Source organism: Trichocoleus desertorum ATA4-8-CV12, from assembly GCA_019358975.1.
Taxonomy (GTDB): domain Bacteria; phylum Cyanobacteriota; class Cyanobacteriia; order FACHB-46; family FACHB-46; genus Trichocoleus; species Trichocoleus desertorum_A.
Map to the genome: position 1 here is coordinate 1 of JAHHIL010000008.1, position 25,461 is coordinate 25,461.

22 protein-coding genes are annotated in these 25,461 nt (G+C 46.7%); 7 read left to right on the top strand and 15 right to left on the bottom strand.

The features are described 5' to 3' along the window. From KME12_09190 to recN, 6 genes are all read right to left on the bottom strand, one after another. The coding region (locus tag KME12_09190; protein MBW4487952.1) for a pentapeptide repeat-containing protein at positions 1-420 on the bottom strand (420 nt) is incomplete at its 3' end. 123 nt (positions 421-543) lie between these two features. Next, positions 544-1,011 carry a hydrocarbon-binding protein gene (locus tag KME12_09195; GenBank protein ID MBW4487953.1) on the bottom strand — a complete coding sequence of 156 codons (468 nt, stop codon included), beginning with the start codon at positions 1,009-1,011 and terminating at the stop codon, positions 544-546. 70 nt (positions 1,012-1,081) lie between these two features. After that, the gene (locus tag KME12_09200; protein MBW4487954.1) at positions 1,082-1,450 is read right to left on the bottom strand and encodes a roadblock/LC7 domain-containing protein; all 369 of its coding nucleotides are present in this window, start codon (positions 1,448-1,450) and stop codon (positions 1,082-1,084) included. A gap of 404 nt (positions 1,451-1,854) precedes the next feature. After that, positions 1,855-2,397, bottom strand: coding sequence for an ATP/GTP-binding protein (locus tag KME12_09205; protein MBW4487955.1), 543 nt, complete (start codon positions 2,395-2,397; stop codon positions 1,855-1,857). Further along, positions 2,397-3,272: a DUF4388 domain-containing protein gene (locus tag KME12_09210; protein ID MBW4487956.1), complete on the bottom strand. Its 876-nt coding sequence runs from the start codon at positions 3,270-3,272 to the stop codon at positions 2,397-2,399. Before KME12_09210 ends, KME12_09205 begins: the two co-directional genes overlap by 1 nt. A 644-nt stretch (positions 3,273-3,916) precedes the next feature. Then, the gene (recN, locus tag KME12_09215; protein MBW4487957.1) at positions 3,917-5,881 is read right to left on the bottom strand and encodes a DNA repair protein RecN; all 1,965 of its coding nucleotides are present in this window, start codon (positions 5,879-5,881) and stop codon (positions 3,917-3,919) included. 450 nt (positions 5,882-6,331) lie between these two features. Here recN and KME12_09220 point away from each other — a divergent pair, with 450 nt between their 5' ends. Further along, entirely contained in the window at positions 6,332-8,302 is a 1,971-nt protein-coding gene (locus KME12_09220; protein MBW4487958.1) for an AarF/ABC1/UbiB kinase family protein, read from the top strand. A gap of 182 nt (positions 8,303-8,484) precedes the next feature. Here the strand turns inward: KME12_09220 and KME12_09225 are convergent, their stop codons facing one another. From KME12_09225 to KME12_09235, 3 genes are all read right to left on the bottom strand, one after another. Further along, positions 8,485-8,748 carry a hypothetical protein gene (locus tag KME12_09225; protein MBW4487959.1) on the bottom strand — a complete coding sequence of 88 codons (264 nt, stop codon included), beginning with the start codon at positions 8,746-8,748 and terminating at the stop codon, positions 8,485-8,487. Between the two features lie 184 nt (positions 8,749-8,932). Further along, positions 8,933-9,394: a hypothetical protein gene (locus KME12_09230; GenBank protein MBW4487960.1), complete on the bottom strand. Its 462-nt coding sequence runs from the start codon at positions 9,392-9,394 to the stop codon at positions 8,933-8,935. A gap of 154 nt (positions 9,395-9,548) precedes the next feature. Beyond that, positions 9,549-9,908: a phospholipid-binding protein gene (locus KME12_09235; protein ID MBW4487961.1), complete on the bottom strand. Its 360-nt coding sequence runs from the start codon at positions 9,906-9,908 to the stop codon at positions 9,549-9,551. Positions 9,909-10,255: 347 nt separating this feature from the next. Here KME12_09235 and KME12_09240 point away from each other — a divergent pair, with 347 nt between their 5' ends. Continuing rightward, a complete protein-coding gene (locus KME12_09240) occupies positions 10,256-11,896 on the top strand; it encodes an NCS2 family permease (protein ID MBW4487962.1) in 1,641 nt (546 codons plus the stop codon). Positions 11,897-11,898: 2 nt separating this feature from the next. Here the strand turns inward: KME12_09240 and KME12_09245 are convergent, their stop codons facing one another. Continuing rightward, on the bottom strand, positions 11,899-13,005 hold the full coding sequence (locus tag KME12_09245) for a DUF3616 domain-containing protein (protein MBW4487963.1): 1,107 nt from the start codon (positions 13,003-13,005) through the stop codon (positions 11,899-11,901). Positions 13,006-13,204: 199 nt separating this feature from the next. Between KME12_09245 and KME12_09250 the strand changes: the two genes are divergently transcribed. Further along, a complete protein-coding gene (locus KME12_09250; protein MBW4487964.1) occupies positions 13,205-14,560 on the top strand; it encodes a DUF4041 domain-containing protein in 1,356 nt (451 codons plus the stop codon). 37 nt (positions 14,561-14,597) lie between these two features. Here KME12_09250 and KME12_09255 read toward each other — a convergent pair whose 3' ends face one another. From KME12_09255 to KME12_09265, 3 genes are all read right to left on the bottom strand, one after another. Then, complete coding sequence (locus tag KME12_09255; protein MBW4487965.1) at positions 14,598-16,370, bottom strand: SUMF1/EgtB/PvdO family nonheme iron enzyme; 1,773 nt, start codon at positions 16,368-16,370, stop codon at positions 14,598-14,600. Next, positions 16,312-16,665 (bottom strand): hypothetical protein, encoded by a 354-nt coding sequence (locus KME12_09260; GenBank protein MBW4487966.1) that lies wholly within the window; start codon positions 16,663-16,665, stop codon positions 16,312-16,314. Before KME12_09260 ends, KME12_09255 begins: the two co-directional genes overlap by 59 nt. A gap of 204 nt (positions 16,666-16,869) precedes the next feature. After that, positions 16,870-19,593, bottom strand: a complete 2,724-nt coding sequence (locus tag KME12_09265; GenBank protein MBW4487967.1) for a valine--tRNA ligase — start codon at positions 19,591-19,593, stop codon at positions 16,870-16,872. A gap of 193 nt (positions 19,594-19,786) precedes the next feature. On the opposite strand from KME12_09265, the gene KME12_09270 reads away from it, so the two are divergent. Next, positions 19,787-21,052 (top strand): hypothetical protein, encoded by a 1,266-nt coding sequence (locus KME12_09270; GenBank protein ID MBW4487968.1) that lies wholly within the window; start codon positions 19,787-19,789, stop codon positions 21,050-21,052. A 92-nt stretch (positions 21,053-21,144) separates the two neighbouring features. Here KME12_09270 and KME12_09275 read toward each other — a convergent pair whose 3' ends face one another. Next, positions 21,145-22,029, bottom strand: coding sequence for a hypothetical protein (locus KME12_09275; protein MBW4487969.1), 885 nt, complete (start codon positions 22,027-22,029; stop codon positions 21,145-21,147). A gap of 191 nt (positions 22,030-22,220) precedes the next feature. On the opposite strand from KME12_09275, the gene KME12_09280 reads away from it, so the two are divergent. Continuing rightward, positions 22,221-22,523 carry a hypothetical protein gene (locus tag KME12_09280; protein ID MBW4487970.1) on the top strand — a complete coding sequence of 101 codons (303 nt, stop codon included), beginning with the start codon at positions 22,221-22,223 and terminating at the stop codon, positions 22,521-22,523. A gap of 106 nt (positions 22,524-22,629) precedes the next feature. Here the strand turns inward: KME12_09280 and KME12_09285 are convergent, their stop codons facing one another. Further along, on the bottom strand, positions 22,630-23,079 hold the full coding sequence (locus KME12_09285) for a hypothetical protein (protein MBW4487971.1): 450 nt from the start codon (positions 23,077-23,079) through the stop codon (positions 22,630-22,632). 737 nt (positions 23,080-23,816) lie between these two features. Between KME12_09285 and KME12_09290 the strand changes: the two genes are divergently transcribed. Beyond that, positions 23,817-24,551 carry a pre-peptidase C-terminal domain-containing protein gene (locus tag KME12_09290; protein ID MBW4487972.1) on the top strand — a complete coding sequence of 245 codons (735 nt, stop codon included), beginning with the start codon at positions 23,817-23,819 and terminating at the stop codon, positions 24,549-24,551. Positions 24,552-24,657: 106 nt separating this feature from the next. Next, entirely contained in the window at positions 24,658-25,398 is a 741-nt protein-coding gene (locus tag KME12_09295; protein ID MBW4487973.1) for a ferritin-like domain-containing protein, read from the top strand. Positions 25,399-25,461 lie beyond the last annotated feature (63 nt).

Sequence of the window (25,461 nt, forward strand, 5' to 3'; positions counted from 1 at the left end):
CGCTCCACTCAAGTTCGCTCCACTCAAGTTCGCTCCACTCAAGTTCGCTCCACTCAAGTTCGCTCCACTCAAGTTCGCTCCACTCAAGTTCGCTCCACTCAAGTTCGCTCCACTCAAGTTCGCTCCAATTAAACCAACTCGAACTTGATTAGATTGGCTGAGGTTGGCATCAATTAGTTCTGCCCCATTCAAGTTAGCTCGAACTAAAACTGCACCCGTTAAATTAGCTTGAGAGAGGTTAGCTAAAATTAAGTTCGATTTAGTCAAATTAGATTCCGAAAGGTCGGCTTCACAGAGTACAGCTTCAATCAAACTTGCTTGGCCTAGCTCTGCTTTATAAAAGTCCCTTCTACCTGTGCTGTATTGCTCCAACAATTCAGCCGCAGCTTGAATACTTTCCTGCCTACTCCTACTCATCATCTGATCATCCCTAAAGGTTTAGAACACACGTAGCATGTAAAAAATGAGCAGTGCCGTAGCAATTGAATCTTAATTCATGGCACTGCTCATTCTTAATTCAAGAGTACCTCTCTGCTTTGAGGCTTATCCCATTTCAGTAAATTCAAAAACATCGTGGCTGCCACCACGCAGAACAGACTCAGTGTGCTTGCCTTGTAGGCGCTTACTCAAAACTGCCTCTAGCGCGCCCCAAACCGCGCCTAGGGTGAAGGTGCACTTTCGCTCTGAACCTTGGGGTTCACCCGCAGAGCAAACAGTCTCCTTTACATAGACTTTGATGACATCACTAGTTCTCTCAACCTTGTCGAGCACCAACAAGCGAGTGCCGTCTTTCCCTAAAGCGTAGGCCATTTTTGAGGCAGCATCTTCTAAAGATACGGCTGAGTTAACTAAGCCTAATTCTGCTGCCAGCTTTTTGCCACGGGCCCGACCAGCGGCAATCAAAGAGATAGCAGTTGCTTTCTCACCTAAGGCATCTTCCATGCCAACAATGATGGACTTTAAGCAAACAATACTGCTGAAATTTCCGAGTTCTTCGCGCAACGTAGTCATTAGTAATTCCTTTTTTCTCTGAGGATGAAGACTGACAAATACTTGGGTGCAATTGATTCAAGCGGCGGTTCTAGCTGACCATAGGAGTGATTGAGGCAACCGCTCGCTTAATCTCCAAGTTCAACAAACCTTGCTTGGCGCTAGAACTAGCCAAGACTAGGAGTACGGCGTCGGAACCACAGCCAACTAGGACTCCGTAGCCTTTTTCTCCTTCTACAAAAATCCGCTCAATCGTGCCCCGCGCTAACTCCTGGCCAATTCGCTCACCGAGAGAGAGCATGGCTGCCGACATAGCAGAAGTTCTTTCTTCATCAAAACCTGCGGGCAGGGCAGAAGCTAAAGCTAGACCATCAGGGCTAACCAAAGCCGCACCTTGAATATCGGGGGTGCCGCTGACGAAATTCTGGAGAACATCTTGTAAGGCTGAAACAACGATCATGGCTTGTTTCCTGGATAGGGGTGTTGTGAATATCTAGTGGAGTGGAGGAGAAATCAAAAGTTGTCAGCTTAGAAACTAGGCAATAAATCTAGTCAAGTTTCTATTCAATCCACCTTCTTTACTGAGAGTAGCTACTGAATGGAGGTGTGTATTCAGTTCTTAAAGTCGCCTCTCAATTAAACTCTTTATGCTTGCTTCTTGGCTTAGTATTCACAAAAATCGAGCTTTATAACAAGCAAAACAAGAATAAATTTTAGTTAAATTCTTGTGTTCTCTTCTTTGCTTAGTATTCACAGAAAAGCAGATTTTATAACAGGCAAAAACCAAAGAAAATTAGCAGAGAATAAATTTAGTTCTTGTCATTATCAAAAATATCGCCAGAACCAACTCTCCACTCTATTTCTTCACTTCCCTGCGGTAGCTCCCATTAGCTGTTCAATTAAGGCAATTAGAGTTTCGAACACAGACTCTTCTTGAGTCGCATTGACAGTGACAATGGGGGGTCGAGAAGCTGGGTCTAGTAGCCCCAAAGCCAAGGCAACATTTTCTGGGTCCCATGCCCCAGGACAATCCATGTGAGTCAGCCCAATAATCATGGGAATTTTTACTCGCTGATTCATAAATGCCAAAATTCGCCGACCATAGCGAAAGTCTTGAGGTCGATTGGCATCTAGTAACAGAATGTAGGCATGGGCTTTTTCAATGAGCATGTCCCACATAAAGTCAAACCGAGATTGTCCAGGTGTGCCATACAAATGCATGGCTTGACCAGGGGCAAAAGTCAAACGGCCAAAGTCAAAGGCAACTGTGGTATTACGCTTTTGCTCCGCTACTTCGTCCGTAGCACGACGGTCTGTATCGACTACATCAATTTCGCTAATGGTCCGGATGAAGGTGGTTTTTCCAGCTCCAACTGTGCCTGTAATCACAATTCGTAAAATTTCCATTAGCTCTTGCTCCGTAAAAAGCCAACCAAATTTTGCAGAAAGGAGTTGCTAACTTTAGATTTCTCAGCAGTTCCTGCTTTTTTAGACTCCTCTGGAAACTCCTCGATCGGCTCCAGAACTATGGGAGGTTCTTTGACATGAGAACTGGATGTGATCAGAGGAAGCTCCTCTACTAAGCCTGCTAGCATGAGCCGAAAAGCAGCTTGCTGAATTTTGGCAATAGGTTGATTGAGCTGTTTGGCGATCGCACTGAGAGAAACTGAACCGTTGGCAAAGTCCCAAAGCTGAGACTCTAAGGAGCTAAGGCGGAATTGTGGCTTTCCTGGTATTGTGCTTTGCATAGCTGAATTACCATCGGGCAGCGCTTCAGCGAGTGAAGCCCAGTCCTTAAGGGCTCTTAAACCTGCTAGGGCAACTTCCATCGCTGGTAGGCTTAAGCCTGTCATTTCGGTACTGGGTAAAGAGGCTTTGCCATCTAGGTCAAACCGTCCTGTTTGAATCCCAAATAAGCTCCAAATTTGCTGCATCTGAGCCGAAAAAAGCAAATTTAATTGCTCAGCTTGTAGCGCTCCTTGGGTTTTTAGGGTCATTCCCAAAGGGGTGTCTCCTCCAGCAAGATTACCCAATCTTTCAATTACTCGCTGGCTCAACCACCCTCTGGTTGTGATTTGAGAAATTAGGCCTTGACCATCTAGACGATCAGCCGCAGCAATAACTCGTCCCTGGCGAAACCAAATGTAGCGACAAGTGGGCACTTGGGAGGTTGGAGCATCGCTTGTAATGAGAAGCGTCAGCCGACCTGACTTGCGTCCTTGGTCAATCATTCGGAACAGCTCTGCTAAGGAAAAGTCTGCAAGAGAACTAGCTAAAGTCATATTTGCGAGCCCTGATTCTAGGATTAATAGAGGTTGTAGGAACCCTATGATTGATGTTTGATAGGTAGATGAATTATGAATTCCTAAAGTTTAGTTGTATTTTTTACCTAGGGACTTTTGCACGCAGAAGTTCATAAATATAAAAACCATATTTACAGGCCGTCAACTATTTTGAAGAACAAGGCTCTGTCTAAAACCAACCAATAGCTTTAAGGATAGTTACAAAGATACTTATAAGGTAAAAACTAGAGGCTTTACATGCGATATATGGCGTAAAGTTCTCCGCCATATCGTGAATTTAGCCAGCTTTAAATAAATCTCACTACGACCCAGGTTCTTATTTAATCGTTCTCCAAGTGAATAGATCAATATCACTCACTCAAGTTGCCCAGATCAATTAAATAACTTTCAGTTTCGTCATTTTTCACCCAGTTTGTATCCCTTTCCAGCAGAATGGCTGAGTTTTAATTACTGAATACGGATAGCTAAGATGGGTTTTACAGCTTGGCTCAGTCAAAAAGGTTACATTACCATTAAGTCTTGAACAAAGCCTAAGAATCTCTTAGGGCAAGTTAGCACAACTAAAAATTGAGCCATCTTACGTAGATAGGTCGTAACATTTTTAGCAACACCAAAACCACGAGCTAAGCTTTTTTTGGAGCTTGCGATCGCGCTGCCTTAGCACGAGTTGAGGTGGAGCGAGCCTTAGATTTAGGGCGCACTTCCGTTGGTGTAGCAGTCTCAACAGGCAAAATTGCAGTGCTGGCAGGAGTCTGGCGCAGGTCGGCTGCTTGGGCTAGGAGAGAATCGGCAAAGGCGATCGCCTCTTGAGCTGAACGTCCCCCCGCAAGTTGAGCTAGTTCTTCCCGGCGCTGATTGGGGTCTAGGGTTGTGACACGCACCACCGTCCGAACCGCTTCTAGATTTGCTTCAGAGGTGATCAGTTCAACTGTTGCAGTTTCTGTGTTTGTATCGGTATCTGCGGCTGGCTTGCCCTTAGATTGACTGCGTTTGCCATTTTTAGCTCCTACGGCATTGGCTCCTACAGCAACAGGCTCCGCGATCGCTTGCTTATCGACGTGGAAGTGATAGTCTGCCATCGCCGCCACAATGGGTTGGTGAGTCACACAAAGAACTTGATGCTGCTGACTCAGTTGATATAGTTTCTCTGCGATCGCCTGTGTCACCCGACCGGAAACCCCAACATCAATTTCGTCAAAGACCAGCGTGCCAATCAGATCAACTTGCGAGAAACAAGCCTTGATCGCTAGGAGAAAGCGGCTCATCTCTCCACCAGAAGCCGTTTCATTTAATGGCTGCAAGGGTTCCCCAGGGTTGGGGCTAAATAGAAAGGTAATTTGATCGGCTCCGTTGGTAGTAGGGGCGATCGGCGCAATTTGCACTTGAAACTGCACCTTCTCCATCGCTAGCGGCTTCAATTCGCGGATGAGGCGGTCTTCTAGCTCACGAGCGGCGGTCTGGCGTAACTCAGTCAGCCGAGCGCAAACTGCCACCAAAGTAGTTCGGCGCTCTTGGTAAGTTTGCTCTAGCTCTTCTAGAGACAGCCCACCTCCAGTGAGGGCTTCTAGCTCTGCCTGTACCCGCTCCTGAAAGGCGATCGCATCTGTCAAAGTGGGGCCATATTTGCGGCAAATCTGTTTAAGTTCAGCAATACGGTCTTCCACATCCTGCAACCGTTGGGGGTCAGTCTCAACGGATTCACCATAGGCGTTGATTTGCCGTCCCGCTTCTTGAACTTGGGCTAAAGCGTCTGTCACTAGGTCTAAAACTGACTGCAATTCGGGGTCGTAGCGCAGCATATCGTTCAGAATCACTTCGGCATTACCGAGCAAATCAGCACAGGCAGGCTCACCTGTATCGTTTTGATAGAGGGCTTGATAGGCTTGATAGCTTTGCTGTTGCAGCTCTACACTATGACTCAGCCGCTGTCGCTCTTGCTCTAGTTGCTCTAGCTCATCGGCATCAGTCAAGCTAGCAGTGCTCAACTCCCGCAGTTGATATTGGTATAGGTCGAGTTGTTGCAAGCGCTGGCTCTCGGAGTGCCGCCGCTTTTCCAAAGCCTGCAAAGCCTGTTGGTAGGCATTAAAAGCACTACTCACCGCTGCTCGTTGTTCTAGGAGAGGTGACCCCCCAAAGCCATCTAGCCACTCGCGCTGATTTGCGGCCTGCCCCAGCTGCATGGTTTGACCTTGAGCCGTGATCTCTACCAGGCGATCGCGGAGGGTCTCCATTTGCTGCTTGTTCACCAGCACACCATTCAGGCGCGATCGGCTGCGGAGCGTGCTTTGCCCTGCGACCATTTCACGACTACAAACCAGAGAGGAGTCATCTAGGAGGTCAATCTCTTGCTCAGTTAGCCAGGTAGTCAATGAGGGATCTAGGCTAAACGTCGCCTCTACTAAGCCACGCTGCGCTCCTGTCCGGATAGCGCGACTGGTCACCTTACCACCCAAGGCTGCATCAATCGCATCTAAAATAATCGACTTGCCAGCACCTGTTTCACCCGTCAAAACATTCAGGCCAGTACTGAACTCTAACTCCAGGCGATCGATTAGAGCAAAGTTTTCAATCCGAAGAGAAAGCAACATGGGGCAGAATTGACCTTGAAGGCAGAGGAAAAAACTTCGAATTCCCTACACACTGAAGATACTGCGTCCTAAGCAGCAGGTAAAATCAGGTCTCTTGGTGGAAACCACATCAAATCATAGGGGGCTACCCATTTAGTTTAGTGTGAGTTGCCGTACCGCTGCCCGCTCTCCCATGAAATGAGAATTGACCAACTCAACCAAAAGCTAGAGTAAAACTGAACTCAGAGCTATGATGAGATGAGTTGTTACAATACTTAACATCGCTGCTCCTCAATCTGTCCTGAACCCATGAAGAATGTTGAGACTGTATCTTCTACTGACACGCGGACTGACTTACGCTCAGTTCAGCCAGAGTCTGCCATTCCAGCACGAATAGCAGTGACAAACTCAACGTCCCCTTCAACTATCACGGTCAAAAGTGAGCCGATCGCTCTGCCGCCAGAAACGCTAATGCCCGAAGCTGTGACTGAAGCTGAAGTGGCTGAAGCTGAATTTGATCCAGAGATTGCTGGCCTACGCTATGACCCAGTGGCGATCGCAGACTATTACCGCTCCAGACCGTTGCAAGTATGGGGGCGCTTACTCACCATTATTTGGCCATTTTTGACCTTTGGGCTGAGCTTATGGTGGGACAAGCGGACAGGACAAGGAGCTAAAAACCAACGCCGTCGTGCCATTCGCTTGCGGGAAATCTTGACTGCGCTGGGGCCAGCCTACATTAAAGTCGGGCAAGCCCTCTCCACGCGGCCTGATCTGGTTCCCCCGCTGTTTTTAGAAGAACTGACTCAACTTCAAGATCAGTTACCGCCCTTTCCCAACGAGCTAGCTTACCAGTTTATTGAAGAAGAGCTAGGCGATCGCCCTGAAGATGTTTACGCTGAATTGACACCTCAACCCATTGCAGCGGCATCTTTAGGACAGGTTTACAAAGGCAGACTAAAAACCGGAGAAGTGGTCGCAGTTAAGGTACAGCGGCCTGGTTTAGCCCAAAATATTACCCTAGACCTATATTTGCTTAGAGGTCTCGCAGCTTGGGCTCAGCGAAACATTAAACAAGTCCGGAGTGACCTTATTGCCATCTTGGATGAATTCGGAAGCCGTGTCTTCGAAGAGATGGATTACATCCACGAAGGGCACAATGCAGAGCGATTTGCTCGCCTTTACGGTCACTTGCCAGATATTTATGTCCCCAAAATTTATTGGGAATATACTCAGCGGCGCGTGCTGACAATGGAATGGATCAACGGCACCAAGCTAACTCAGCCAGAGCAACTTAAAGCTCAAGGCATTGACGCGAGCTACCTGATTGAGGTGGGAGTGCAGTGCTCCTTACGCCAACTCCTAGAACATGGCTTTTTCCATGCTGACCCGCACCCAGGTAACTTACTAGCCACACCAGACGGCAAGCTGGCTTATCTAGACTTCGGTATGATGAGTGAGGTCAAGCCCTATCAGCGCTACGGTTTGATTGAAGCCGTGGTTCATATGGTGAACCGGGACTTTGAGGGTTTAGCCCACGATTATGTCAAGCTAGAATTTCTGACTCCAGAAACTGACCTCACCCCAATTATTCCCGCTCTAGCGAACGTCTTCAGTAACGCCCTTGGCGCGAGTGTGGCGGAGCTAAATTTCAAGAGCATTACCGACGAGTTCTCGGCGCTGATGTACGAATATCCCTTTCGGGTGCCCGCTTACTATGCGTTGATCATTCGATCGCTCGTCACCCTAGAAGGCATTGCGATCAACGTAGATCCTGATTTTAAGGTGCTCAGCAAAGCCTATCCTTATGTCTCCAAGCGCCTGTTAACCGATCCTGCTCCGGAACTACGCAACTCCCTCCGCGACCTGCTGTTCAAAGATGGCAGCTTCCGGTGGAACCGTTTAGAGAATTTGCTCAAAAACGCCCGCAACAGCCAGGACTATGACTTAAATCAAGTCATGAACCAGGCAGTAGATTTTCTCTTCTCAGAACGAGGGGCGTTCATTCGCAACAGATTAGTTGATGAAATTATTAAAGGAGTGGATGCACTGGGCCGCAATGCCCTCTATAACCTCACATACTTAGTGCGGGAGCGGGTAGGGTTAGCCGTCAACCAACAAGTGGCTGCTCCAGCTGATGAACAGCAAAGTCTAGAACACATTAAACGGATTTGGGGCATTCTTCGGGAAACTCAAGGCTTTGACGCAGCTCAACTGCTACCCTTAATTCCTCGGTTGTTGGCTAAGCCAGAAACTCAGCACATGGGGCAGCAAATCGCTAGTGGTTTAGCCCAACGAGTGGCAGCTCGCTTCATTCGGGAAGTGTTGCTCAAAGAAGATGCCGCTTCTGGAACTCCTAGATCTGCAACGAATGGTTCTTCTAGCCGAAGTAGTGGGGTAAACTCATCCCCTCCCCTGGCTCTACCTGCCGCCGCTCGATAAATAAACTAAAACTAAAGCGATCGCCCTCTTTCTTCTAAATGCTGAAGTAGAGCGATCGCTTTGTATTGAGAGGTAACCTTAAGGCTATCTTTATGCTCCTATGCACTCACCTAGCTAATGTGTAGATGTAGCAGCGCTGGTTGAGGAGAATAGTGGAATTTAGATTCTTCCAACTCACCCCATTACGGATGATCAGAATAAGGGTTCGTATCGACTCCCAACGCTTTATGACTCCGCTTTAGCTGCTTCCACAAAGTTTTTACTCGCTTATAAGCTTGCTCAGAAGAAAGCTTACCACCTGTTTCTAGAGCAGAAATATAGGAGACTTTCTGAGAAAACTCTTGCAGATTGGCGTTAAAAGCTAGCGTTTCGGGAGTAAATTTACCGTAATAGCGGCTTCTAGGGTATAAAAGGTTGTCTTTCGCTGTAGTGTCAGAATTTTCCATAGCCACCCTTTAGTAATTTAGTGACACTGAGTCCTAATTATTAAAAACTTCTTAATTTCAACTTAACCTAAACTAAGGCAGCGATAATTCTGCCTTAGGAAGTACTTTTACCTTTGTACAATTGGCTACAATTTATCCCGCATATCCCCAGTAGATTCGCAAGCGACTTTCAAAGGGCTTGCAGTTAGTCATCTTGCAGCGAAACTTTTAACTGCTGAGCTAAGGCTTCCAGCTCATTTTTCTCACGCTTCAGGTTTTCTTCTAGTTCCTGAATCTGCTCGCGTCGAGCTTCCACTTCTAGAGTGCGTCGTCCTAATTCCTGACTCTGTAGGGTCAAAGACTGTCGCCATTGCTCAGCCCGTTCTGCTTCTTGTTGCAAGAGCGCTGGCGTTAGGCCCGCAATCAAATACTTCTGCACTAACTCAAGTACCCACCCTGTAGCATCCTGGAGGTTGGTAACTTGATGGTCTTCTGCCAGTTCAAGCAAAACTAAAGTCCCTTCTCCGAAAGCATTGGCTTCCGCAGACAAAATGACATCTTCTTCAACAGCTAAGGCCCAGGTAGTTTCGGATTTTTGCCGAGCGAGTAATCGCAGCTCCGCTTTTCCTAAAAATCCTTTTTTTTGCACTTGGGCTAAATGCAGCATTGCAATTCAAGCTAAACGTAAGCATATTCTTGAGAGACAGTATATCTCGTTTTACAGAGATGTCCTCAAGCCAAGTAGCAAAGGCGATCGCAGGGAGTCGCTTTAGAACTAAGGACGGAAATCAGGGCGATCGCTTGCGTCAAAAGGTCTAGCCTCATTTTTCAACTGCATTCACCGCATAAACCTCAACATCAGCGGCTCCATGAATATTGGCAGCAACCTCGACTAACCTTTTCAGGAGGCTTTCAGCGACTTGCCCCTTAAGCACTACTACCCTGCCACGCTGAGATACTGCAAGGGATTGGATTTGCTCCGAGGTGAAGGTTTGTTGGAATGCCAGTTGTACTCGCTTAGCCAAACCACGATGGTCATATTCACCGTTTAGCCCAATCCGCTCTGGGGGTATCGTCTGGAATAGAGCGAACCGAGTAACCGAGCTAACGAAAGCTTGACTGGGACTTGAGTTAGCAGCTTGTGCCGACTTGAACTTTAAGGTAGTTGGCGATGAACCCATAAGTCGCGCTTCTTTATAAACGAATTCTGTCTAAATATTAATCGATTAAATAATTACTTAACAAGTTTGGCCATCTACCTTATGGCAGTTGTTAGTGTAGAAACATTGTTATCTTGAATACATCAGTTAGAGTGCAGTTGATGATTTTGTTAAGTGCGATACTAACAAAGACAATTAGTAGTAGTAGCAACAAATTTCACCTAACTATTACGGTAGTTTGAAATATCTCTGTCAACGCAAGTCAGGTCTACTTCGCACTTGTGAGCATGAGTGCTTTAGTCTGAGATACTAGCGAGTTGTAGCTTTTTTAACGATAAACTCTTGGCTACAGAAGCTGGAGCATAAACATGCAACCAATTACCTCTCCGCGCTGGTTTGTCCGCAGAGATATTGATGGCTTTTTTGGCCTTGCGCTTGACAATTTCATTCAAATCTTGGTGATTGTCAGTCTGTGCCAAGGAGTACTTAATTTCCCAGGCACAATTCTGTATGGCCGTGTTCTACCTGGTGTTGCCCTAAGTTTAATCGTAGGTAACTTCTACTACGCTTGGCTAGCTTACCGACAAGGCAAACAGGAGCAGCGACATGATATTACCGCCCTACCCTACGGCATCAATACGGTCAGCCTCTTTGCTTACGTATTTTTGGTTATGTTGCCCGTCAAGCTAGCGGCGATCGCCCAAGGAGTAACCCCAGAGCAAGCCGCAGAACTAGCTTGGCAAGCAGGTTTGGTCGCTTGTTTAGGCTCCGGTTTGATCGAACTAGCAGGCGCTTGGATTGGCGAGGGTGTGCGCCGACTCGCACCGAGGGCAGCTTTACTCTCTACTTTAGGTGGCATTGCGGTAACCTTCATTGCGATGGATTTTTTATTCCGCACTTTTGCAAGTCCCATCGTGGGGTTGGTGCCACTGGGTGTGATCCTTTTGACCTACTTTGGTCAAGTAGGCTTTGCGATTCCAGGGGGTCTATTAGCGGTACTGCTTGGTATTGGGCTGGCTTGGGGAACTGGACTCGTAAGTTGGGATGCCACTCGCTTCGCAACGGCCCTAGAACCCGTAGGCTTTTACTTACCCAGATTCTGGTTAGGTGAGCTATGGCAAGGGCGATCGGTGCTGATCGATTACTTGAGCGTAATTTTGCCAATGGGCCTGTTCAACTTGATTGGCAGCATTCAAAATTTAGAGAGTGCTGAAGCCGCAGGAGACTCTTACCCAACGGCTCCTTGTTTAGCAGTTAATGGGATTGGCACAATTGTGGCAGCGGTGTGTGGATCTTGTTTTCCCACAACAATTTACATTGGCCATCCCGGTTGGAAAGCGCTGGGGGCCAGGGTTGGTTATTCGACGCTCAGTGGCATTGGGATGGCTCTGTTGTGCCTGAGCGGAACGGTCGGCCTGCTCGCTTACTTTGTCCCGATTGAAGCAGGGATGGCGATCGTGCTTTGGATTGCCATTGTGATTGTGGCCCAGAGCTTTACGGCGACTCCACTGCGCCATGCTCCAGCCGTGGTTGTGGGATTGCTCCCGGCGATCGCAGCTTGGGGCGTACTAGTTGCGAAGAATGCTCTGCGAGCTGCGGGTCTAGGGACTCCCGCTCAACCTTTTACTCCTGGTTTGATTCCATCTTTTCAAAACAGCGGCATGTTTATTGATGGGGCATTTGCCTTGGAGCAAGGATTTATCTTTTCTGCCATGTTCCTCGCAGGGATCACGGTTTATATTATTGAGCGCAAGTTTAAACAGGCCGCACTGTGGTCGTTAGCGGCAGCGGTGCTCTCTTGGGTAGGGTTGATGCATAGCTACAACTGGGCGATCGCGGATACAGTCATCCACTTGGGTTGGGGCGCTGGGGGCGATTGGGCCGTGGGTTACTGTTTGCTGGCAATTCTATTTTTCTATGCGGCATGGCAAACTCGGAAGGCCAAGAGCGAAAGTCCAGAGAGCCTACTCAACGAAATCTCTGGCCCTCAAGAATACTCGCAAGACTAGGCTTACAGTTTAAAGACATCGGCTAAAACGCCATTTAGATCTCGTTGGCGGGTTTCCGAAGGCGCATCATAAACCACCATCAGTGAGGGAGAGTTGCTAATGCAGGTAAACAAGGTCATGCCTTCGGCGCGATCGCTCCCAACCCCATAGGGAATATCAAATAAGAGTTCCAGCTCTCCCTTTGCTTGCTCACACAGACTGTTTTCATCCAAATCTAGGGCTTTGGTCAGGCGAAACACGCGAATGGAGCCGTCGAGTACCATCGTTGGGCCAGCCAAAATCAATAGATCTTTGCCTTGAAAATGGAGATCCCGAATGCCTAATCCACCCAAATCAAAAAAGTGTTTTTTATAAAGTTGCCCTTCTTTACCAATAGGTTTTAGGGATAGAGTTTCGGCGTTTTTCTGCTCCACAGCAATTTCTAAAATAATTGCCCAGCCTCGTAGCACTGGCCCCCGCAACCCGACAAAAATGCGATCGCCACAAACTGCTAACCCTTCCACATCAAAGCCATTATCTTTTCCAGGCAGCAGTAGAGGCTGGTCCTGAGATTGAGTATAGGTGGAGAGAAAAGGCTCCAGGTGAGGGTCAGACTTGAGGGCATCAATCAAGACATTGCCGCCCGGTGTGAGCTCTAAGGTGGCAGCAGTTAACTGTTGGCTGGGGTCTTGGAAATGGGGACAGGACTTAACCAAATCTCCATTGCAGAGCGGAATTCGGGCCAGGATGTAGCGGTTGGGGTCAAACTCTACTTCGGTTAAGCGTTGCAGATTTTCCTGATCAGTTTTTTTGCCTTTGACTTTCTTGCGTTTGGTGCCGTGGGAGCCGACGACCCAAAGATATTCATCGGCGTAGTCCATACCCTCGATATCAACTTCAACGTTCTTGCGATCGGGTAAATTGACCAGATCAGCGAGGGCGAACTGCTTGTCGTGTCTGTAAATATAAGGCTCGGCGAAAGACAGGCGATCGATTGTGGCAGCTTCATCGGAGGCAACCCACAGATGCCCATCTTTTGTGTGAACCACTGCTGAGAGATCTTCACAAACCGCCTGAAACTTAGAACTAAACTGCAAAACAATTCGACTCAACAAAAAACCGTCTGTCATCGTTTTGCTCCAAGACACTAGCCTTTGTTCAAAGCTAGCTCACTTTTACTGTTGAAAGGGCAATTCAAGGACTCACTGTCATAAACTAAGTTTAGGCATTGCCTTTTACTTAATGCCTGTTTCTTGCTACATGCATTAGCTCTTTTGCTTTACCTTCTTAGGGATTGCCTAAGCTAGGTTCAAGAATGGATCATTTGAAATGGCACCAAATCAGATGTTCGAAATTCTCCTCGTGCTGGTTATATTTATTGGGTTGTCTGCTGCATTACTACGAGCAGAAGCCCAGAAAGACCAACTTAAGCAGCGTTTACGTAGATATGATGCCTTAGTGTCTAGAGAAGAACAAGAGAGGCAATTAAATTCCAATATTCTTCTGAAACAAGATGAAATTGCTGAGCTTGCCAATGAAAAAGAACATTTAATTACTGAGATTAGGAATTTACGACAACAGGTGTATGGTTTACAAGAGGAAGAATATGTTCAATCTTTTGGTTTTTATGAACCCAAATATGATTTTATAAGCTCTGGAGACTATGCACTCCAGTTGAAGCATATCAAATCAGAGCAAAGAAGGCTTATTAGGGAGAAAAAAGCAGCCATTTGTCATACTGACTGGGTAATGCGAGACAGCAACAAAGATGGCCAGAAAATGACAGAAAACTTTCTGAAGCTAGCTTTGTCAGCATTTAATACTGATTGTGACGATATTATTCTTAGAGTAAAGCACAGTAATGTTGAAAGCCCAGAAAATAAGATAAAGGCAACTTTTAGCAAGTTAAACAAAGCCCTGAAAATAAGAGATTGTGAAATTACACAGACATATCTTAGTTTAAAGCTTCGAGAACTAGACTTTCAATATGAGCTAGAGTGCAAGAAACAAGAGGAGAAGGTAAAAGAGCAGGCTATTCGTGAAGAGGCCAAACAAAATCAAAAGTTAGAAAAGGAACTCAGAAAGATCGAAGAGGCTGAAGAAAGAGAAAGACGCTATCAGCAGGAACTTGAGAACGCCCTTCAGGAACAGGCATTAGCCTTAGGACAAGAGAATGAACAGTTAGAACATCAAATTCAGCAGCTAAGACAGTATATTGCTGACGCAACCAGTGACAAGGAAAAAGCGATCTCCCGCTCTGTCAGAATTAAGGAAGGCTATATTTATATAGTTTCAAATATTGGTTCATTTGGACGAGATGTTTATAGGATATGTATGACAAGGAGGCGTATTGACCCTGACGAGTACATTGGCACTACAAATCCTGCCGTACCATTTCCTTTTGATATTCACTTTAAATTCTTTTCAGAAGATGCGTCAGACACACTGAGACGGCTGCATCAGCGTTTTCATAACAGACGCGTGAATAAAGCGAATGAACGACGAGATTTCTTTAGAGTTCCTTTGGATGAAATTGTTCAAGCGGTGGAAGAAACTAAGAAGGAAACAGGTGCATTGAAAAATATTCAATTTGAGAAAGCACCCCAAGCTTATGAGTACCGTAGAACTTTGGCATTTGAACGCAAAGATAATCAAACATCAATGCCAGCTAATGAAATAGCCTAAGAATACGACTCTCTAACTGAATAAGACACAATTTTACTTATAAACTGCGAGCAATTCTAAAACCTATAGTATTTGACTTGCTAGTAGCGCTGTCAGATTGACGTGAAGCAGAGCGACACAAAGTAGGGCCACTGAGCCATGAGCCACTTCGAATTACACGCTCCTGAACCTTAAGGTCGCATATCCAGGCAGTTGCATCTACAGGTGCTTCATTGTAATCTTCATGCCAATGGTCTAGGCACCATTCCCAAACATTGCCATGCATATCAAATAATCCAAAAGCATTAGCAAATTTAAATTTTCTAACTGGGGTAATTTCTCCTCTATTGATACCTTTAGCTTCTGAACGATAAGAGAAATTCCCATCATAATTTGCTAAGTCAGGCGTAATAGTTTCGCCAAAGTGAAAAGCAGTTTCAGTTCTAGCTCGACAAGCATACTCCCATTCTGCTTCAGTTGGGAGTCGATACTCGCACCCAGTCTTTTTGGACAAACGTTCACAAAATTCTACAGCTTCATACCAAGAAACCTGTACTACAGGATGAGCTGCACTCCCTGCTCGGACAGGAACTTTATTCAACTTGCAATGAACTTGGGGTAAGTTTGCGATCGCCTTCCATTGCGCTTTCGTGACAGGATACTTACTCATCAAAAATGGTTGTACTGCCACTGAATGAATAGGTGACTCATTAGGCAATGGTCGTTTCTCAGATGAACCCATCAGAAATGTTCCACCTGGAATAACTACCATTTCTAAAGGCACACCATCCAGATCCTCGACTATAAATTGAGCTTCTTCTTGACGATGCTCGATTTCTTTACCGTGAGTGTCTATAGTCACAACCTCAAAGTTAAAGATTCGAGTATTGGAGACGAGCGGTGTGATGAATTGACACTTTGTTGGTGCCCCTACATTTACTCCCTTCTGACTATCTGAAGATAGCTTTAATAAAGGCTGTAATGACTGGGAGGCAACCTTAGAAGTCTGCCGAGCCGACGTTTGTAATAAAGGTAAATCGTATTTATAAGCAGAATTCAAGCTCACCTGCGGAAGTTGGCAAGGCTTTTTATGTTGATAGTTCAGCTCGGGTACACGCTGCTGTAAATACTGCTCTAAACCTCTTGGAGTTTCATATTTAGCTAAACCTTCTACCAAAGCATAAGTAAATGCTCCTTGTTGTAATTCCGCTATCTCATAGGATGCCTCGCCTTGTTGACACGAAAAAATAGTTGTAATTCCTTGCTGCTTAGCAAGTTTCGCTGTATAACTTCCTACATCATTCGTTCCCTTACTGCCGCTGAAAGAACGGCACATATCTAGAGTCATTACTACATTCTTAGCTCGGCAACCCATTAAGCAGCGAATTACAAAATCAACAGAGATTGCTGTTCCCTCAAGATCACCAAAATAGCCATCACTAGGCATTAGGTAATCATGATTATCTTTACCAACTCTTCCATGACCACTGAAAGAGAACCATAAGTTGTCTACTTGTACGGCACGTTGAATTTCATCCAGGAGTAATCTTCGTAAGTTAGAGCGAAGGGGGCGAGTTGGTATATTTTCCCATCTACCAAAAGGGCTAGAGGTATCGCTGCAAAGAACAATATTCTTAGGATCAAAACCAACTTGACCACAAAGAAACTCCTGAATTCGCTCAGCGTCACGTACTGCGTACTTTAAGTGGTCACTAGGATGAAGGTGGTCATAATAGTTAACACCAATTACGATCGCTACATTATTCCCCATTTCACTTTGATTCAGTTCGCTTAAACTTGAGGGTAATTGCTCCTTTGCCGTTAACCTCACTACTACAAGCACCCAATAAGTTGACTTGACCTTTGCCGTTAATCTCGACTGCTAAGGTCACCTCATCTAACTGCATCCCAAAATTGCCACCCGCCTCCTGTTCAGCCTGCTGGATAAGGTGTCCAAGCACCCGCATTGTTCGGTTCCACTCCTGTTTAAGTTTTTCAGGATCAATAGCTCTGGATCTCAAGGTTGAAAGTTGTTCAGTTATATCTCTGCCCCAACCCTTTGTCCCATCGATAACTTCGTCTTCAGCATCGTCGCGAGTCACAATCCAGATTGGCTGCTCTGACATGGATGTTTTACTAACTAGATAGGTTTACGGCATTGTATCGTTTTCAACTTTTGCCCACTTCACACTAGAGAGCGTGCAAAGCTCCAGCTTAATAAAACATTACTGGACAGACACGCTGGAGAAGATGGATTAAAAAACTCAAGCCCCCACCATCAGTTTCTAGACAAGGATGAGGGCTGGAATAGTTGCAAAATCAGCCAAAGCTTATTGAAGTTGAGCTAGCCGAGCTTTCAAGATTTCGGCTTGTTTCTCGGCTTCAGCTAGAGCATCCCGCGCACCTTGAACCACATCAGCAGGAGCTTTATCGACGAATTTGGAGTTGCTGAGACGACCGGACAGTGCAGCAATCTCGGCTTCTACCTTTTTCAAGTCTTTCTCCAGCTTGGCCTTGAGTGCAGCGACATCAACCACACCTGCAAGCAACACGAGGACTTGAACAGTGCCGACCACACCCGCGATCGCTTCTGGGGCAGATTCCAACTTCTCCACAATGCTGAGAGTTTCTACTTTGGCGAGGTTTTGGATGTAGGATTGACCCTGGTCAAGGATTTGGCGTTCGCGATCGCTCTCACTTTGCAGAATTGTCTGTACCTTAGCTCCTGGCTTTACATCAGCTTCTGCCCGCAAATTACGGATGGTACGAATCGTGCCAATTAAGAGGTCAAACTGATGTTCTAATTCAGCATCAATTTGTGCGGCATTGACTTCCGGATATGCTTGCACCGCCAAATACTGGTCTTCGCCTGCTTGAGTCAGGGTGTGCCAGATCTCCTCGGTGATGTGCGGCATAAAAGGATGGAACAGTTTGAGGATACCTTCCAAAACATAAGCTAAAGTTTGCTGAGCCGCTTTGCGGGAGGTCGCATTCTCTCCTTGCAAGCGAGGCTTCACCAGTTCGATGTACCAGTCGCAGAAGTCACCCCAGGTGAACTCATACAAGCCTTTAGCTGCCTCGCCTAACCCGAAATTATCAATGTCGTTTCGAGTTTGCTGCACAACTTGATAGAAGCGGGAGAGAATCCAGCGGTCACTGAGTTCTAGGCTTTCAGCTGGAACTCCTAACTGTTGGGGTGTCTGTCCTTCCAGGTTCATCATCACAAACCGGGAGGCATTCCACAGCTTATTCGTGAAGTTGCGAGATGCTTCTACCGAGGCGGATTCATCGGTTTTGCGGTTGTACTCCAAGCGGATGTCTTGACCTGCACCTACGACTTCCCGGATTAAGGTGTAGCGCAGCGCATCGGTGCCGTACTTGTTGATCAGCAACAGGGGGTCGATGCCGTTGTTGGCCGATTTCGACATCTTTTTGTTGTTTTCGTCCCGCACTAAGCCGTGGATGTAAACTGTCTCAAACGGCATTTGCCCGGTGAAGTGCCCTGCCATCATCGTCATCCGAGCCACCCAGAAGAAGATAATGTCGAACCCTGTTACCAGCGTGGTGGTGGGATAGTAGCGCTGCAAATCTGCGGTCTGTTCGGGCCAACCCAGAGTGGAGAACGGCCACAATCCTGATGAGAACCAGGTATCCAGCACATCGGGGTCTTGGGTCAGTTGCACATCTGCACCAAATTTTGCGATCGCCTTTTCTCTCGCTTCTGCTTCGCTGTGGGCTACCACAAACGGGGTGTTATCAGTGATCTCACCATTGGTTTCGCTGACGGCGTACCAAGCAGGGATTTGATGCCCCCACCAGAGTTGCCGCGAGATACACCAATCCCGCAAGCTCACTAACCAATCGCGATACACTTTCGTCCAGCGATCGGGTACAAAGACAGGCTCTTGTTTTTGGTCGAGAAACTCCAATGCTCGCTCAGACATCGGCTTGATTTTGACGAACCACTGGGTTGAGAGCAACGGTTCAACTGGGACTTTGCCGCGATCGCTGTAGGGAACCGAGTGCTTGTAGTCCTCAATCTTGACCAACACCCCTAACTCTTCTAGACGCGCAACCACATTCTTACGCGCTACAAAGCGATCCTGCCCTTGAAATGGCCCTGCGTTCTCATTCATCGAGCCATCTTTGTTCATGATGTTGATGAACGGCAGGTCGTGGCGCTTGCCCATCTCAAAGTCGTTGGGATCATGAGCAGGAGTCACTTTAACGCAACCCGTCCCAAAGGCAGCATCCACATACTCATCGCCAATGATTGGAATCTCTCGATTCATGATCGGTAGGGTGAGGGTTTTGCCAATCAAGTGCTTGTAGCGATCGTCGTTGGGGTTCACTGCGACGGCTGTATCGCCCAACATGGTTTCGGGGCGAGTGGTCGCCACTTCCACATAACCAGAACCATCAGAGAGCGGATAGCGGAAGTGCCAGAGATGTCCATTCACTTCTTGAGGTTCTACTTCCAGGTCAGACACGGCTGACTGAGTTGCAGGGCACCAGTTGACCAAATATTGACCGCGATAAATCAGCCCTTCTTCGTAAAGCTGCACAAACGCAGTTAAGACTGCCCGAGACAACCCTTCGTCCATCGTGAAGCGTTCCCGCGACCAATCGACCGAGACTCCCAAGCGCCGCAACTGGTTAACGATCGTGCCACCCGATTCAGCTTTCCACTGCCAAGCCCGTTCTAGAAACTGCTCACGGCCCAAGTCGTAGCGAGTTTTGCCTTCTGCTTTAATTTTCTTTTCTAGAATTGTCTGTACGGCAATGCTGGCATGGTCAGTCCCAGGAAGCCAGAGCGTGTTGCGGCCCAGCATCCGGTGGTAGCGCACTAAAGTATCAATCAGGGAACTCTCGAAGGCGTGCCCCATGTGCAAGCTACCCGTGACGTTGGGTGGCGGAATCACCACGCAGTAAGGCTCTCCACCATGATTGGGGTCAGCCTTAAATACTTGGTTTTGCTCCCAAGCTTGTTGCCACTTAGATTCAGTTGTGGAGGGGTCGTACTGGCTGGCGAGGGTCGGGATAGTTGCAGTCATGAAGGGCAATCTAATAGAGACGAAGTCTATAATTCTCTTAAAATTCTGCCACACTGCTAAAGTTATTAGACAGAATTTGAGCAAGAAATTTAATTACACAGAAAAAACATAGCTCAAGACCTAAAAATCAAAATCAACTAATTCTAATCAGTTAGCATAATTTTTAAGGCAACCTAAAAGTAGAGGAAATAATTTGAAAGATTATTTTCAAAAATCTGAATACGTTTTGGAAAAGATTTGGTTCGATTATCTGGGAGGCAGATATCAAGGTCGTGGGGTACTAACCTGGGAGCCTTCCCTTGGCTTTCATCTTGAAGCTTTACTGGAAAGAGATAAGATGCCTCAAATTGAGCAGGTTGAGCTAGGTAGAGTACGTATTATTCGTAAAAGTGACACTAGTTCAATCCGAATGAAACCCTGGTATCAAAAATGGGCTATTTCTCCAAGAGTAGTTTTAATTGACCGTGACGATATCTTGTCGCAGCATCGTCTTTCCATTGATTTAAGCCGAGTAATCTTCTCCACATTCTCTGGAATTGACAGTTGTACTGAATGGATTGGTTCTGCAATCTATAGAACTGATAATGTATACCACTTATCAGACCTCGTATCTCAGGAAATCAAGATTCAAGATTCTCGGATTGAAACTTCTCGAAATTTCTTAGGAATTTTTTACCAAGACGAAAATCAGAAAATCTTTGGACGTCTAATTGATAAACATCATCTTCAACTTAATTGGTCCTTTCTCAAAATATATTCCTCGAAAAACTTCGCTTGGAAATGGGCAGAAGCAGCACAAGATACATTATCTATACTTTTAGGGCAGACAGTACAGTTATTATATCGTGAGTTACTTGGTGACTCGCAAAAGCGTTTTGAAACAAGAAGAATGATGAGTGTTGAACAATTAGATATTTTGTCGCCCTTTTATGGTGAGCACAGATTAAATAAGAAGTCTTTCGTTAAACTAGCTAACTTTCTAGCTAAAAATGAGCCCCATTCTGAGGTCTGTCGGAATGTTTTTAGGCAAATAGCAGAATCATCACGACAAAAGAGTTCTCAAGCTAAGGAATTTCTTCTCTCCACTATTCTAGAGGCAGCTCTCCGTAACATTGACAAACACCCTTTCAAGGCTAAAAAAGATAGCTGGAATGTTGGTCAAAGTTTAAGAAGTTTTCTTCAGGGTTATTTTCCTGAGCAATGGATACCGCTTCATTCTCAGATCATGAAATCACATACATACCTACGAGATCGTAACGCACATCCAGACTGGCTTTTCAGTCAGGGTGGCTCACGTTCAGAAGATGAAAGAGAAAAAGCGCTGGATAGTATGGTCTTTCTTAGTCGCTTTTATGGTTATATGATACTTGCTCTCGCCGGTTTTGAAGGGTTGGAGCCATATTTTCCTACACCCCATCAACAATGGAAACCATCACTCATAATGACACCAGCCAAGTGAATTTAGAGTATCTAGACTGAGAGTGATTTTAATGCTTGCGATTGCGTGAAAAGCTAGAAAATACTCGTGTGTCTACCAAATAGTATTTTCTGTTAATTAGGTACCTTAACCTCATAACTCACAGTCCCTAACCAAGGTACTTTCGGTAGTTGATAAGGCTTAAACTTCAGGGGTTCTAGTCCAGCTTTCTTCACGAGGTAAGTCATAAAGTGCAGTGACCCTTGCAACAATTCAGCCGCATTCGGATGCTGAAAATCTTCTCGTTGCAGTTGTGGGTCTAACTTCAACAAATTCTTGACCGACTCAAACAAACCAGAATCAGGGGACAAACGAATATAAGTCGAGATGGCCCGCCGGATTTCTGCTTCCACTTCCGCTGGGTTTTCGAGCTGGTTGGCTGCGATCGCTCCCTTAAACCGTTCTTGCAGAAACCATCTGATATTCTCAGCATAAGGCTGAGCATCATAGTGAGCGATCGCTTGAGAAATCACAGCTTGTTTACCAAAATTCAGCATGACACCAACCACATAAGCTGCAATATTCGCCGCGTAGTCAGAGTCAGAGGCGTAGCGATTAAGCGCTTCTAAAACTGTAGGAATTTTGGGATTGTTGCCCTGTGCGTGAAACGTGGCGATCGCGGAACCCATGTCGCCTGCCCAAGAGGTGTGATCGGCTGTCCAACTAGTCAAATCAGACCACCGGACTCCTGGTTGATTGATTTGATCCGCAAGAGCTGCAATGAAATGGCCGAAGTCAGTTTTCTCACCACTGAGCAGCAATTCTTGATTCAGCTTGCCCTTAAACTCTCCTTCAATGTAGGGCTGCTTATAGCCTGTAGCCGTACTCCACAGCAGCGTTGTGTAGCTAGGTTTGGTGTAGCCGCGTAGCTGATTGGCAATCTCGTAGACAGACTGAGCTGCATTGGCTCGCTCAATTTTTTCGATAAATTGCAATGCTGCTGCTAAGTCTGGAGTCATTTTCAGCCACAGTAAAGGGAAGTTTAGTGGAGCGATCGCCTGTCCTAACCAAGAGAAACACCTGCAATCCTACGAATTCCCTATTCCCGTAATATTTGCAAACAGACCTTGTATCTATTCCTCAATGAGTCCTATCGGACACTGGCATAAAATTGAAGCCTAGCTTATTACAACTGATTACCCTTTTGATCATGTCATCCTTGATGGCATCGTTCCTGGCAGCTTGCACCACAAGCCCCAGCACTACAAATCTCGACTGCAACGACCCTACCGTCAAGCAAGCCAATCCTAACTGCGACAACTCATCAGGCAGCAGGAACCGAGTTTATGTAGGTGGCGGATCGGGTGGATATACATCTGGCTCTGGCAGTTCTGTGCGGCAAGCTCCTGCTGCAAGTGGGAGTAAAGGACAAAGCGTTGGCACCAGTGGTCGATCTTCAACCACTGGGCGAGGAGGATTCGGTAGGTTTGGCCGTGGCGGCGGATTAGGCTAACTCGCGATGAATAGCAAGATTTTCGACAGCTAAACAAAAATTCCGCAGAGGGCTCAACCAACAACCCCTGCGGAACTATCTGGAACACAAACTTGCTGTTACGAGTTTAGTCGATAAAACCCATTGAGTCTTCCGCTCCTTCATATTGGCTCACCATAATGGGGCGATGGTTGGGGAGGGAATCTAAGGTCGAAATTTCCAATCTGCTGACTGCGATCGGGCGGTGTCCAGGTAAAGAGTCTGAATCGGCGATCTCCATAGTGCTAGCGAAAATAGGTCGATTGTGATGAATCCCAACAAACTCCACCACTTGCAGGTCACTCTCAAAAATGGGACGACCACCTGGCAAGGAACCTACATGGGACACTCTTAAAGTGCTGGGTCCGATGGGGCGGTTATTAGGTAGAGGGCTGGGGTGATAGGTGGGAAGCGCCAATCCTAGGCTTCCAGACTTAGTTGCGCTATTTGTTTTTTTGTTGTCTGCAAGCTCCAAAGTGCCTGCTTGATCACTCTTAGCTTTGCTCTTGCTAGGGCTGGAAGTCTCTGTCGTGCTCATAAGCCGAAACCTTATCTGACCTAATTAACTGGATTTTTTAATAGCTTACCAAGCTAGCGATCGCGTTGATCCTTCCCCCCTGATCTACTCGCGATCGCACTCTTCGCTGATTGTTATTGTAGGGGAAGATCAGCCCCAACTCTAAGTAAGACCGCTCAGTCCATGTGATGACCCTAATTAGCTTTCTTGATAGCTCCAGCCTGAAGAGAGGCGATCGCGCTGAGGGCAAGAGATGGGACAAATTCAGAATTCCTTGCCAGCTAACTTTACTTAAGATTTAAATTGCAAAGCTAGTTGTGTATTTTTGCAATAGTTCTTAATGATTGATTAGCTACCAGCAGCGAGCTAGGTCAACATTCTTCAAAGCTAGCTTTTATGGTGTTAATGGGATACTTGAATTCCTCGTACCAGAGAATATGCTTAGGTCAAGATTTAAATTAATACAGCGGTTGTTGTAGAGTTCCAAAACTTACTTCATGCAAACTTTACACGTGAATTTAAAACCGCTTTAACAAGCCCAGGTGGACGTGCTTACCTCTAGGCTTCCGGTCAGATGTTCTAAATTCAGTTGCATGGGACAGTACACCTAAGGAGACGTTAATTCCCCAATGAACTAACTGCTCTGCGACTGAACATCCTGCTACGGTTTCTCGCGAGGCAGCAACGAGCAAGCGATCGCCTTACTTGAAGCAGGGATGGCTCAGGTAAAGGCTGAACCTAGCTAGGGAATAGACCAGATGAAATTCCAAAAAATTACTCAAGTAACAGCGCTATCGGTACTAATGGCAGGATTGGCAGGGCAAGCCCAAGCCGCTACCTTTGGAGAGGTTGAAGATGCTGGCGAGACATTGCCAACTGCCCAGGTAATTCCGGGCAACTCCTTACTAGAATCTATTTCCGGCACGCTCTCAACAGGAGTATTTTCGGGTGTCGAGGATGCAGCGGATCTATTCAAGATCTTTTTAAACGGGGAGTCATTCTCTGCCACAACGGTAGGTGGAGCTGATTTTGATACGCAGCTATTCCTATTTGATGAACAAGGTAGAGGCATCTATGCCAATGATGATGCCTTTGATAATACGCGGCAATCCACCTTGCCAGCTAATAGCGCTTTCACTCCTAAACAGCCGGGTACTTACTACCTAGGGATTTCCAGCTTTGGTTACGATCCCGTCAGCGCTGGCGGTAGTATTTTCCCGTTTTTCCCTGACGCACCCACTGAAGTCACAGGTCCTACTGGTCCGGGTGGCGCTTCGTCGCTCAGTGGTTTTGAAGTTGCAGGCCTAGAGGAAGGACAGTATACAGTCACCCTGACTGGCGTTTCTACAGGCGAGGGCGATGGAGCAACCTCTGTCCCTGAACCCGCTTCAGTCTTAGGGTTTCTCTCTCTAGGAATTTGGGGGGTTGTTTCCAAGTTGCAAACCAAGAAGCAAAAGCAACGCCTAGCCAACCGCTTCCCCAGCGCTTCTTAAGCACAGGTTAGTAACGAGTTCATAACGAGTTCGAGCCACGTTTCAGCATGGCTAATTTTGCAACGCTGCTTTCTTTATTCATTGCCTGCTTCTCAGGAGCAACTGTATGACTTCGCCAGTTCAACCGTTAGGAAAGATCTCTTTTAGCTCACGGCGTAAATTATTGAAATTGGGTCTTTGTGGGCTTGGTGCTTTAGCTTTGACAGCAGTCCCCCAGGTTGTGACTGCTCAGACAGCCAACGGCAGCAGAACCCTTACTTTTAATGCAGACGATGTTGGTATTCTTAACTTTGCTTTGCTGCTGGAGGAACTGGAGGCCGCCTTTTATGCCGCTGTCGTGAAATCAGGCAAAATCAGCAACCCCAAAGAACTCGATTATCTGCGAGCCTTGGGCAGGCATGAGGCGGCTCACGTCGTGTTTCTGCGCCAAGTGTTAGGGAATCAGGTGACGTTTCAGACGAAAGATCTGCGCTTTAATCGCCAGGGATTGAACGCGGTATTACGCGATCGCGACACGATCTTAAATACAGCTGTCTCCCTAGAGGATACCGGAGTTCACGCTTATAACGGAGCGGGACCTAAGCTCACCAACCCCACTTATCTCTTGGCAGCGGGTTCAATTGTATCGGTTGAGGGCCGTCATGCGGCTGGGGTGCGGGCGCTTTTGGGACGACCTGTGACCGAACCTGATAGCGATCGCGCCGTCAGTGATGCCGAATTGGTCGATGAACTCAACCCCTTTAGAGGGCGTGCCTATGACGAGCTGTACACCCCCAAACAGATTGTGGAGATTGTCGGTTCGCTGAATTTAATTAACAACCCCATCGCTGGGGCGCTCGTCGCTTGACCTCAAGAGGGACTCAATCATGATCATTTCTTCTCACTTAATTGCCTCAGTTGGAATTGCCAC